We start from the raw sequence: 11,387 nt of genomic DNA on the forward strand, positions 1-11,387 counted from the left end.
GTGCGCGCCGTCGGTCTGCCCTCCCTGACTGAACAGCATGGCGACAAGGGGCCGATTCGTCAGCACCCCAAAAGGCTGCGGAATACCCTTTTCAGGGGCCGATCTATCCCGAGATCAGCAACCGTCCGGCAAGAAGCAGCGAAACGACCACCAGCAGCGGCTTGATCAGCCGCGCCCCCTTGCGCATCGCAAGCCCGGCTCCAAGCCGGGCCCCGGCGATCTGCGCCACGGCCATGACCAGCCCGGTTGCCCACCAGATCTGGCCGACAAAGGCAAAGAGCACCAACGCGCCCAGATTGGAGGCGAGGTTGAGCGCCTTGGTATGGGCGGTGGCCTTCAGAATGCCCTGGCCTGCGAGAAAGACGAGCGCCAGCATGAAGAAGCTGCCCGTGCCCGGCCCAAGCAGACCGTCATAGAAGCCGATGGCCGGCACGACGGTCAGCACGAAGAGCGGCGCCGGCATGCGCGGCGAGCGGTCGATATCGTTCAACCCCGGGCGCAATGCAAAGAAGGTCGCAATGGCGATCAGCAGCCAGGGAAGAAAGGCGCGCACGCCATCCGTCGGCAGGGTCGTGACCAGGACCGCGCCACAGGCCGAAGCGAGGAAGGACACCGCCGCCGGCCATCGTTGGCTCCAAAGGTCCACATGCCCCGCGCGGGCATAGCTATGCGCGGCGGTTGCGGAGCCGAAGCTCGCTTGCAGCTTGTTGGTGCTGATCGCCTCGACCGGTGTCGCGCCCACCATGAGCATGACCGGAAGGCAGATCAGCCCACCGCCACCGGCGATCGCGTCCACGAATCCGGCCGCAAACGCCGTGCCGACCAATATGGCCAGCACGTCAAAGGAAACCTCAAACACCCACGAACTCGTCGCGGCGATAACCCTGGATATAGAGAAGAGCGCTGAGATCGCCGTGATTGATGCGGATGTCGCATTGCGCGGCGACGCTCGGCTTGGCGTGCAGTGCGACGCCCGCCCCGGCCAGTTCCAGCATGCCAAGGTCATTGGCCCCGTCACCCACCGCCATCACATCGGCATGGGTGATCCCGAGCCGTTCGGAAATCTCTTCCAGCGCCGCGACCTTCGCCGCCCGCCCGAGAATCGGAACGCCCGGCGCTCCGGTCAGCTTGCCGCCTTCCTCCAGCAGCGTGTTCGCGCGGTGCTCGTCGAAGCCGAGCGCGGCCGCCACTTTCGAGGTAAAGGCCGTGAAGCCGCCCGAAACCAGCGCCGCGTAGCCGCCATTGGCTTTCATCGTCGCGATCAATTCGCGACCGCCGGGTGTGAAGGTGATCCGCTCGGCCAGGACCTGTTCGATCACACTGGCATCGAGCCCTTTCAACAGCCCGACCCGCTCGCACAGCGCGCCTTCGAAATCCAGCTCGCCATTCATCGCCCGCGCGGTGATCTCCTTCACCCGCGGCCCCACGCCCGCGACATCGGCCAGCTCGTCGATGCATTCCTGCCCGATCATGGTCGAATCCATATCGGCCAGCAGCATCTTCTTGCGCCGCCCCTCGGCGGGCAGCACGACAAGGTCAACACCGAGCGCCTGCATGTCCTCCCAGACCTGCCAGCGATTGGCGGGCACCGACTCCATCTCGAATTCCGCCGCCACATCCGGCGCCAACCACTGCGCCGTTCCACCGCCCCAAGCGTTGCGCAGGGCTTCGACGGTCGCTCGCTCAAGGCGTGGCGTTGCGGGATTGCTCAAGAGCGTGACGACGTACATGGCATTTGTCCTGGCTTCGGTCCGAGGCTGCATAAATCAGGATCTCCAGCTTTTCGCTACCCCGCATGATGCTGATCGCGGAGGCTTTGGGACGGACCGCGCCGCGAAGTTTCCGATAGTGGACCTTACCCGTCGTTTTTCCGCGCAGAAGAGTCGGAAGAGCTCCATTTTCCCTATTGCCAGACAACCCCTGCCCAACATATGAGCGTCGGCGGGACACCTCTCCCCAACGAGAGGCATATATCTGGAAGGATACCAGAAATGGCTATTCAAGCTCCGGCCACGCGGCCGGTGAACCCGCGTTTCTCCTCTGGCCCCTGTGCCAAACCCCCCACATTCTCGCTCGATGCGCTCAAGGATGCCGCGCTTGGCCGGTCTCACCGCGCCGCCATCGGCAAGTCCAAGCTCAAGGACGCCATCGAGACGACCCGCGAGATCCTCGGCATCCCCGCCGATTACCGTATCGGCATCGTGCCCGCCTCCGATACCGGCGCCATGGAAATGGCCATGTGGTCGCTTCTGGGCCAACGCCCGGTGGAAATGCTCGCATGGGAAAGCTTTGGCTCCGGCTGGGTGACCGATGTCGTCAAGCAACTCAAGCTCGACGCCGTGGTGAAGACCGCCGATTACGGCGAGATCGTCGATTTCACGACCGTCGATTTCGACCGTGATGTCGTCTTCACCTGGAACGGCACCACCTCCGGCGTGCGCCTGCCGAATGGCGACGCGATCCCAGCGGACCGCGATGGCCTGACCATCTGCGACGCCACCTCGGCCGCCTTCGCGGTGGACCTGCCCTGGGACAAGCTCGATGTCGTGACCTATTCCTGGCAGAAGGTGCTGGGCGGTGAAGCCGCCCACGGGATGCTGATCCTCAGCCCCCGCGCCGTCGAAAGGCTGGAAAGCTACACGCCCGCATGGCCGCTGCCAAAAATCTTCCGCATGACCAAGGGCGGCAAGCTGATCGAAGGCATCTTCCGCGGCGAGACGATCAACACGCCCTCCATGCTGGCCGTCGAGGATTACCTCTTCGCGCTGGATTGGGCGAAATCGGTGGGTGGCCTCGCGGGCATGATTGCGCGCGCCGATGCCAATACCGCGGTGATTGGGAAATTCGTGGCCGAGAACGACTGGATCGACTTCCTCGCCGTCGACCCGGCGATCCGGTCGAACACGAGCGTTTGCCTCAAATTCTCCGACGACCGGATCAAGGACGGCGCAGCCTTCGCCAAGGCCGTCGCCAAGCGGCTGGCCGATGAAGGCGTTGCCCTCGACATAGGCGCCTACCGCGACGCACCTGCGGGCCTGCGCATCTGGTGCGGCGCCACGGTGGAAACCTCCGACCTGGAGGCGCTCGTCCTCTGGCTGGTCTGGGCCTTCGAGTCCGAGGTCACCGCGCAGTAAGCCTTCGCGCCGGGCCACCCGCCCGGCGCCCGTCCCCACAAAAGATACACGCCAAAGGAGCTTCCAATGGCCCCCAAAGTTCTCGTTTCCGACAAGCTCAGCGAAACCGCCATCCAGATCTTCCGTGACAACGGCATCGATGTGGATTTCCTTCCTACCCTCGGCAAGGAAAAGGACAAGCTGCTGGAGCTTATCCATAATTACGACGGTCTCGCCATCCGCTCGGCCACCAAGGTGACCGAGAAGCTGCTGGAGCGCGCCGACAACCTGAAGGTGATCGGTCGCGCCGGCATCGGTGTCGACAATGTCGACATCACCGCCGCCTCCAAGAAGGGCGTGATCGTGATGAACACGCCCTACGGCAACATGATTACCACCGCCGAACACGCCATCGCCATGATGTTCGCCTGTGCCCGGCAGATTCCCGAGGCCTCCGCCTCGACCCATGCCGGCAAGTGGGAAAAGTCCAAGTTCATGGGCGTGGAACTCACCGGCAAGACGCTGGGCGTGATTGGCGCCGGCAATATCGGCGGCATCGTCTGCGACCGGGCGGTTGGCCTGAAGATGAAGGTCATTGCCTATGATCCCTTCCTCTCCGACGAGCGCGCCACCAAGCTCGGGGTGACCAAGGTGGAGCTGGACGAACTGCTGAAGCGTGCCGACTTCATCACCCTGCACGTGCCCTTCACCGAAAAGACGGCGAATATCCTGAGCCGCGAAAACCTCGCCAAGACCAAGAAGGGTGTGCGCATCATCAACTGTGCCCGTGGCGGCCTCGTGGACGAGGAAGCGCTGGCCGACATGCTGAAATCCGGCCACATCGCCGGTGCCGCTTTCGACGTCTTCGCCAAGGAGCCGGCCACCGAGAACCCGCTTTTCGGCCTGCCCAATGTCGTCTGCACCCCGCATCTGGGCGCCTCCACCACCGAGGCGCAGGAGAATGTGGCACTGCAGGTGGCCCAGCAGATGTCGGCCTATCTCAATACCGGCGCCGTCGAGAACGCGCTCAACATGCCCTCTGTGACCGCCGAGGAAGCCAAGGTCATGGGGCCGTGGCTGAAACTGGCCGAGCATCTCGGAGCCTTCATCGGCCAGATGACCGACGAGCCGATCAAGGCGATCAACATCCTCTATGACGGCAAGGTCTCGTCGATGAATCTCGACGCCCTCGGCTGCTCCGCCATTGCCGGTGTGATGAAGGCCTCGAACCCGGACGTGAACCTCGTCTCCGCCCCGATCCAGGCCGCCGAGCGCGGCATCGGGATCTCGCGCACCACGCAGGCCAAGTCGGGCGTCTTCGACAGCTTCATCAAGCTCACCGTCGTGACCGACACCCGCGAGCGTTCCATCGCCGGTACCGTCTTCTCCGACGGCAAGCCGCGCTTCATCCAGATCAAGGGCATCACCATCGATGCCGAGATCGGCGAGCACATGCTCTACACGACCAACGAGGACGTTCCGGGCATCATCGGCACGCTCGGCCAGACCATGGGCGAGAACGGCGTCAACATCGCCAACTTCACCCTCGGCCGCTCCGAGCCGGGCAAGGACGCCATCGCGCTGCTCTATGTCGACGGGCCGGTCGATCCGGTGGTGATCGCCAAGCTCAAGGCGACGGGCCTGTTCCGCAATGTTTCGCCGCTGGAATTCAACGTCGCCTGATCGGCTGGCGACAATCTGAACATCAAAGCGCGCCGGATTTCTCCGGCGCGCTTTTTCTGTCTCTGGCCTTTGAACTGATGACGCGCATCGGGGGACGCGAACCAATGGTATCGCTCGGAATACGCCCCGACCGTTACTTCTTGCCGGGGGTTCCGTCGAACTTCTTTTCCAGATCCGCCCAGCAATCGATGTAATCGTCCTGCAGCGGCGCCTCCTTGCCGGCAAACTCCGTCAGGTGCTGCGGGAAGCGGGTCTCGAACATGAAGGACATCGTGTTGTCGAGCTTCTCCGGCGCCAGCTCGGAATTCGACGCCCCCTCGAAAGCGTTCTTGTCGGGCCCGTGCGGGATCATCATGTTGTGGAGTGACAGGCCGCCCGGCACGAACCCCTTCGGCTTGGCATCGTACTGGCCGTAGATGTTGCCCATCAGCTCGGACATGATGTTCTTGTGATACCAGGGCGGACGGAACGTATCCTCCATCACCATCCAGCGCTCCCGGAACAGCACGAAGTCGATATTCGCCGTGCCGGGCACGCCGGAGGGCGCGGTCAGAACGGTGAAGATCGACGGGTCCGGATGGTCGAACAGGATCGAGCCGACGGGGCAGTAGGTCCGCAGGTCGTATTTCACCGGCGCGTAATTGCCATGCCATGCCACGACATCCAGCGGCGACTGGCCGATCTCGCAGCGGTGGAACTGGCCGCACCACTTTATGGTCACGGTCGACGGTACTTCGCGATCCTCGAAGGCAGCCACCGGCGTCTTGAAGTCCCGCCGGTTTGCCATGCAGTTGGCTCCGATCGGGCCACGGCCGGGAAGCTCGAATTTCTGCCCGTAATTCTCGCAGACAAATCCGCGGGCGGGGCCTTCCAGCACCTCGACCCGGTACAGAAGACCGCGCGGGATGATGGCGATTTCCTTGGGCTCAAGGTCGATGATCCCCAGCTCGGTCGCAAAACGCAACCGACCCTCCTGCGGCACAACGAGCAGTTCGGAGTCAGCAGAGAAGAAATAGTCGTCCTTCATCGATTCCGTGACGAGGTAGATATGGCTCGCCATGCCGACCTGGGTATTGACGTCGCCCGCGGTGGTCATGGTGCGCATCCCCGTGATCCAGGTGAGCGCCTGCTCCTCATGCGGGATCGGATCCCAGCGGTATTGCCCAAGCGAAAGCACGTCCGGGATGACATTCGGCGCGGATTTCCAATAGGGCACGTCGATCTGCGTATAGCGGCTGGAATGCTTCACCGAGGGCCGGATGCGGTAGCACCACGTGCGCTCGTTCTGGTGGCTCGGGGCGGTAAAGGCCGTTCCCGAAAGCTGCTCACCATAAAGGCCGTAATTGCATTTCTGCGGCGAATTCATGCCCTGCGGCAGCGCACCGGGCAGCGCTTCGGTTTCGAAATCATTGCCGAAGCCGGGCATGTATCCCTCATGCGGGCCGGACAGGCTGGCGGCCCGGATCATACCTTCGGGAAGCTCATGTCGGGTCATTCAGATCTCCTCTTCGCTGCGCCCTGTTCTTGCGTCTCACCTATGGATCTGCCATATCGTTGCACTTGCAACGATGTCAAGCCTGTCGCCCCCGCAACCACAGGCGCGCACACCGATGCCGCGGAATTGAGTGGTGCCGAGGCAGCGTGGCCGATAGGCTTCGCCAAACAGAAACAGACCAAGGCAGTTCGAGCCCATGCGCATCCTTTACCTTGTCCTGACCCTCGCCCTAGGCGTCGCCGGTCAGGCATCCGCCCAGACCATCGACCGCATCCGCGAGACCGGTGAGCTGAAAATCGGCTATCGTACCGACGCCGCCCCGATCTCCTATGCCAATGAAGATGGGAACGCGGCCGGATACTCCGTCCTTGTCTGTGTAACCCTTGCGCAAGCCCTCGCCCAGAACCTCGAGATGGAAGACCTCAACGTGACCTTTCACAAGGTCACCGGCGAGGATCGCTTCGACAAGGTCGCCTCGGGCGAGATCGACCTGCTCTGCGGCACCTCGACGATCACCCTGGAACGCCGGAAGCTGGTCGATTTCTCGATCCCGACCTATGTCGACGGCGCAATCGTCCTTCTGCCGCGCAACGGCAATCCCTCCTTCCAGTCGCTCGACGGCAAGAAGATCGGCGTTCGCTCCAACACCACCACGGCCCGGGCGCTCACCAATACGATTGCCAGCACCGGAATCTCCGCCGAAGAAGTTGCCTTCGACAGCTACGATGGCGGCATTGAAGCTCTGAAAAATGGCGAGATCGATGCATTTTTCGGCGATCAGTCGATCATCGTCCACAAGGTGAACACCTTGAATCTCGGCAGCGAATTACGTCTCACGAACCAGCTTCTGACGGTCGAGAAGCAGGGCCTCGCCCTCGCACGCGGAGATAGCGAGTTCCGCCTGCTCGTCGACCAGATCCTGTCTGCCATGTATCAGAACGGCTTCATGAAGCGCATCTACGAACAGACCCTGCCCAATCTTCAGCCCGGTCAGGCTATGCAGGCGCTTCACATGATCGCGCCCGAGATCCCCTGACCATAAGCGGCGGCGCTCAGGTCCAGTCGAGCACGACCTTGCCCGAAGAGCCGCCGCGCATCACCTCGAACCCGGTCCGGTAATCATCCACCTTAAAACGGTGAGTGATGACCTTGTGCACATCCAGCCCGTTCTGGAGCATGGCGATCATCTTGTACCAGGTCTCGAAGATCTCGCGCCCATAGACACCCTTGATCGTGATCGCCTTGAACACGATCCGGGACCAGTCAACGGGCGATTTTCCGGGCGGTATACCGAGCAGCGCGATCCGCCCCCCCATGGTCAGCGCCTCGACCATCTGGTCGAGCGCGGCCTGGTTGCCCGACATCTCCAACCCGATATCGAACCCCTGCTTCATGCCAAACTCGGCCATGACGTCCTTCAGGTCTTCGTGGCGCACATGGACCGGGCGCACATCTGCCACCTGCGTGGCCAGCGCCAGCCGGTCGGGGTTCACATCGGTGATCGCCACATGCCGCGCGCCGACATGCCGGGCGATGGCCGCCGCCATGATGCCGATGGGTCCGGCGCCGGTAATGAGCACGTCCTCGCCTACGAGATCAAAGCTCAGCGCCGTGTGCACGGCATTTCCCAGCGGGTCCAGGATGGCGCCGATATCGTCCTCGATATCCTCCGGCAACGGCACCACGTTGAAGGCCGGCAGGCAGAGATACTCGGCAAAGGCACCGGGCACATTCACGCCCACGCCCTTGGTCTCCGGGTCCAGGTGAAACTTGCCGGCGCGGGACTGACGCGAGTGATGACCAATCAGGTGGCCCTCCCCCGAGCAACGCATACCCACATGCAGATCCTCCACCCGGCGACCGATCTCGACGATCTCGCCAGCGAATTCATGCCCGGTGATCAGCGGCACAGGCACGGTCTTGCGGGCCCACTCGTCCCAGTTCCAGATATGGATATCGGTGCCGCAGATTCCGGTCTTGTTGATCTTGATGAGCACGTCATCGGGGCCGATCGACGGGATCGGAACCTCCTGCATCCAAAGCCCCATCTCCGGCTTTGCCTTCACCAGCGCCTTCATCATCTGTGTCATGACAGAACTCCCGTCTCGCGCCCCGCCTTGCCGAAGGCGTCGAGCGCCTGGTCGAGGTCTTCCCGGCTCAGCGCCGCATTCATCTGCGTTCGGATCCGCGCCATCCCCTTCGGCACGACGGGGAAGAAGAACCCCGCCACGTAGACGCCGTGCTCGTAGAGCCGTGTTGCCATCTCCTGCGAGAGCCGCGCATCGCCCAGCATGACCGGCACGATCGGGTGCTCGCCCGGCAGCAAATCGAAACCGAGGCTCTCCAATCCCGCGCGCCAATAGGCGGCGTTCTCGAAGAGCCGCGCGCGCAGCGCGTCGCCCGCCTCCACGATTTTCAGCGCCTCCAGCCCGGCGGCCACCACCGCGGGCGGCAGCGAATTGGAAAAGAGATAAGGCCGCGCGCGCTGCCGGAGCAGGTCCACCACCGCCTGCGGCCCGGCGATATAGCCGCCGATCGCGCCACCAAGCGCCTTGCCCAATGTGCCGGTGAGGATATCCACCTTGTCGGCCACACCATGGTGATGCGGCGTGCCCCGCCCTTGCGGGCCCATGAAGCCAGTGGCGTGGCAGTCATCCACCATGACCATCGCGTCATGGCGTTCGGCCAGCGCGGTGATCTCGGGCAGCTTGGCGAGGTAGCCATCCATGGAGAAAACGCCGTCGGTGGCGATCAGGATATGACGCGCTCCCGCTGCCCGCGCGGCCTTGAGCTGCGCTTCCAGGTCGTCCATGTCCGAATTGGCGTAGCGGTATCGCTGCGCCTTGCACAGCCGCACCCCGTCGATGATCGAGGCATGGTTGAGCGCGTCGGAAATAACTGCGTCTTCCGCCCCGAGCAGCGGCTCGAACAGCCCGCCATTGGCGTCGAAGCAGGCGGCAAACAGGATCGCGTCGTCCTTGCCCAGAAACCGGGCAATCGCCTGCTCCAGCTCCCGGTGCATGGGTTTGGTCCCGCAGATGAAACGCACCGAGGCCATCCCGTAGCCATCCGCGTCGAGCGAGGCCTTGGCGGCGGCCACGAGGCGTGGATCGTCCGCCAACCCGAGGTAATTATTGGCACAGAGATTGAGCATCTCGCGCCCATTGACTTTGACATGCCCGCCCTGCGGCGTCGCGATGGGGCGTTCCTGCTTCATCAGCCCTTGCTGTTCGATCTCGGCCAATGTCTCTGCAAGGTGACGTGCATATTCCGGTGTCATGCCGATCTCTCCGTCCAGTTGTCCGTATCATGCCCCCAAATTTTGGTCGGGGTCGACCGAAACCGACCGCGCTTGACGAATTCGAGCCGGTGTTTCAGCTATAGGGCGGACCAGATCAGGAAGTGCCCCTTGAACGACTTCGACCTCGACACATTCATCCCCTACCGGCTGGCTGTTCTGGCCGGAAAGGTGAGCCGAGAATTTTCCCGGCACTACAACGAACGCTTCGGCCTTTCGCGCGCGGAATGGCGGGTGATCGCCCATCTCGCCGCCTCGGGGCCGGCCAGTGTCGGCGAGATCCACAAGCGCGTCGACATGGACAAGAGCCGGGTCTCGCGCGCGGCGACGAGGTTGGAAGGCGAGGGGCTTCTCAGCAAGGAGGATCACCCGGTCGATGGCCGGCTGGTAAAGCTCTCCCTGACTCCGGCCGGGCTGCAAATGATGGAGGAGCTGGCGCAGATGGCGAACGCCTACCAGGCCGAGTTGCTCAAGCGAACCGGGCCGGGTGGGCTGGGGCTTCTGGCCGCGCTGGAACGCATGGGCGAAGACGGCGATTGAGACGTCACGTTTGGCGCGCACAACGGCGCGCACTTTGCTAGCAAGGCCGGGGAACAGGATCTGGGAGGATCACATGCAGGACATCGTCATTCTCGGCAGCGCGCGCACGGCCATCGGGGCCTTTGGTGGCGCGCTCGCCGGACAGGCGCCGATCACGCTTGGCGCCATCGTGGCCCGCGCGGCGCTGGAGCGCTCGGGCCTTGCGCCCGAAAAGATCGGTACCGTCGCTTACGGGCACATCATCAACACCGAGCCGCGCGACATGTATCTGAGCCGCGTTTCCGCGATGGAAGCCGGGGTGCCGGACAGCGTACCAGCGATGAACGTCAATCGCCTCTGTGGCTCGGGCGCTCAGGCCATCGTGTCCGCCGCACAGGGTCTCATGCTGGGAGATGCCGATTTCGCGCTGGCGGGCGGAGCGGAATGCATGAGCCGCGCACCCTATATCGTGCCGGCGGCGCGGTGGGGGGCCAAGATGGGCGATGCCACCGCACAGGACATGATGCTGGGCGCACTGAACTGTCCGTTTGGAACGGGGCATATGGGCATCACGGCGGAGAACGTCGCCGGGGAACATGGCGTCGGCCGCGAGGATCAGGACGCCTTTGCTCTGGAGAGCCAGCAACGCGCAGCCAAAGCTATCGAGGCGGGCTATTTCGAGCGCGAGATCGTGCCCGTCGAGGTCAAGGTGAAGCGCGAGACCGTTTCCTTTGCCCGTGACGAGCACCCGAAAGCGACCACTCTGGAGAAGCTGGCCGCCCTGCGCCCGGCCTTCCAGAGGGATGGCACCGTGACCGCAGGCAACGCCTCGGGCATCAATGACGGCGCCGCCGCGCTGGTGCTGGCCCGGGCGGAAGCCGCCGAGGCACCGGGGCTTGTGCCCAAGGCGCGGATCCTGGGCTATGCCCATGCCGGTGTGCGCCCCGAGGTGATGGGGATCGGACCGGTGCCGGCGGTCGAGAAGCTTTGCGCGCGGACCGGGCTCGACGTGTCGGATTTCGACGTGATCGAGTCGAACGAGGCCTTCGCCGCGCAGGCGATTGCCGTCAACCGCGCGCTCGGGCTGGACCCGGCCCGGGTGAACCCCAATGGCGGCGCAATCGCGCTCGGCCATCCCGTCGGGGCCACGGGGGCGATCATCACCGTCAAGGCGCTCTACGAGCTGGAACGCACGGGCGGCAAGCGCGCGCTGATCACCATGTGCATCGGCGGCGGACAGGGGATCGCATTGGCGCTGGAACGCCTGTGATTTGAGCGC

Annotated in this window: 10 protein-coding genes; 5 read left to right on the forward strand and 5 right to left on the reverse strand. The window is 63.7% G+C overall.

The genetic code is table 11. The annotated features are described in order from the left end of the window. Positions 1 to 103 precede the first annotated feature (103 nt). Together BLR85_RS06885 and serB are read right to left on the reverse strand one after the other, a co-directional pair. Positions 104 to 859 (reverse strand): TSUP family transporter, encoded by a 756-nt coding sequence (locus BLR85_RS06885; protein ID WP_093152266.1) that lies wholly within the window; start codon positions 857 to 859, stop codon positions 104 to 106. Further along, positions 852 to 1,730 (reverse strand): phosphoserine phosphatase SerB, encoded by an 879-nt coding sequence (gene serB, locus BLR85_RS06890; RefSeq protein ID WP_093152270.1) that lies wholly within the window; start codon positions 1,728 to 1,730, stop codon positions 852 to 854. The genes BLR85_RS06885 and serB overlap by 8 nt, the downstream gene beginning before the upstream one ends. A 261-nt stretch (positions 1,731 to 1,991) precedes the next feature. Here serB and BLR85_RS06895 point away from each other — a divergent pair, with 261 nt between their 5' ends. After that, positions 1,992 to 3,134, forward strand: a complete 1,143-nt coding sequence (locus BLR85_RS06895; RefSeq protein ID WP_093152273.1) for a phosphoserine transaminase — start codon at positions 1,992 to 1,994, stop codon at positions 3,132 to 3,134. A gap of 66 nt (positions 3,135 to 3,200) precedes the next feature. Then, positions 3,201 to 4,796, forward strand: a complete 1,596-nt coding sequence (serA, locus tag BLR85_RS06900) for a phosphoglycerate dehydrogenase (RefSeq protein WP_093152277.1) — start codon at positions 3,201 to 3,203, stop codon at positions 4,794 to 4,796. A gap of 133 nt (positions 4,797 to 4,929) precedes the next feature. On the opposite strand, the gene hmgA is transcribed toward serA, so the two are convergent. After that, positions 4,930 to 6,291 (reverse strand): homogentisate 1,2-dioxygenase, encoded by a 1,362-nt coding sequence (gene hmgA / locus BLR85_RS06905; RefSeq protein ID WP_093152282.1) that lies wholly within the window; start codon positions 6,289 to 6,291, stop codon positions 4,930 to 4,932. Positions 6,292 to 6,487: 196 nt separating this feature from the next. Here hmgA and BLR85_RS06910 point away from each other — a divergent pair, with 196 nt between their 5' ends. Further along, a complete protein-coding gene (locus tag BLR85_RS06910; RefSeq protein ID WP_093152287.1) occupies positions 6,488 to 7,327 on the forward strand; it encodes an amino acid ABC transporter substrate-binding protein in 840 nt (279 codons plus the stop codon). 16 nt (positions 7,328 to 7,343) lie between these two features. Here BLR85_RS06910 and tdh read toward each other — a convergent pair whose 3' ends face one another. Both tdh and BLR85_RS06920 read right to left on the reverse strand, forming a co-directional pair. Next, a complete protein-coding gene (gene tdh / locus BLR85_RS06915) occupies positions 7,344 to 8,369 on the reverse strand; it encodes an L-threonine 3-dehydrogenase (protein WP_170844473.1) in 1,026 nt (341 codons plus the stop codon). A gap of 8 nt (positions 8,370 to 8,377) precedes the next feature. Then, entirely contained in the window at positions 8,378 to 9,571 is a 1,194-nt protein-coding gene (locus BLR85_RS06920; RefSeq protein WP_093152295.1) for a glycine C-acetyltransferase, read from the reverse strand. A 129-nt stretch (positions 9,572 to 9,700) separates the two neighbouring features. On the opposite strand from BLR85_RS06920, the gene BLR85_RS29775 reads away from it, so the two are divergent. Both BLR85_RS29775 and BLR85_RS06930 read left to right on the forward strand, forming a co-directional pair. Then, complete coding sequence (locus tag BLR85_RS29775) at positions 9,701 to 10,129, forward strand: MarR family winged helix-turn-helix transcriptional regulator (protein ID WP_244520633.1); 429 nt, start codon at positions 9,701 to 9,703, stop codon at positions 10,127 to 10,129. Between the two features lie 73 nt (positions 10,130 to 10,202). Then, complete coding sequence (locus BLR85_RS06930; RefSeq protein ID WP_093152298.1) at positions 10,203 to 11,378, forward strand: acetyl-CoA C-acyltransferase family protein; 1,176 nt, start codon at positions 10,203 to 10,205, stop codon at positions 11,376 to 11,378. Positions 11,379 to 11,387 lie beyond the last annotated feature (9 nt).

The sequence above is a fragment of the Aliiruegeria lutimaris genome, assembly GCF_900099935.1.
Taxonomy (GTDB): Bacteria; Pseudomonadota; Alphaproteobacteria; order Rhodobacterales; family Rhodobacteraceae; genus Tropicimonas; species Tropicimonas lutimaris.

Excerpts from the sequence above, each read along its gene's own strand:
- serB (WP_093152270.1), bottom strand. The coding sequence starts at position 1,730 with ATGTACGTCGTCACGCTCTTGAGCAATCCCGCAACGCCACGCCTTGAG.
- BLR85_RS06895 (WP_093152273.1), top strand. The coding sequence starts at position 1,992 with ATGGCTATTCAAGCTCCGGCCACGCGGCCGGTGAACCCGCGTTTCTCC.
- serA (WP_093152277.1), top strand. The coding sequence starts at position 3,201 with ATGGCCCCCAAAGTTCTCGTTTCCGACAAGCTCAGCGAAACCGCCATC.
- hmgA (WP_093152282.1), bottom strand. The coding sequence starts at position 6,291 with ATGACCCGACATGAGCTTCCCGAAGGTATGATCCGGGCCGCCAGCCTG.
- BLR85_RS06910 (WP_093152287.1), top strand. The coding sequence starts at position 6,488 with ATGCGCATCCTTTACCTTGTCCTGACCCTCGCCCTAGGCGTCGCCGGT.
- tdh (WP_170844473.1), bottom strand. The coding sequence starts at position 8,369 with ATGAAGGCGCTGGTGAAGGCAAAGCCGGAGATGGGGCTTTGGATGCAG.
- BLR85_RS06920 (WP_093152295.1), bottom strand. The coding sequence starts at position 9,571 with ATGACACCGGAATATGCACGTCACCTTGCAGAGACATTGGCCGAGATC.
- BLR85_RS06930 (WP_093152298.1), top strand. The coding sequence starts at position 10,203 with ATGCAGGACATCGTCATTCTCGGCAGCGCGCGCACGGCCATCGGGGCC.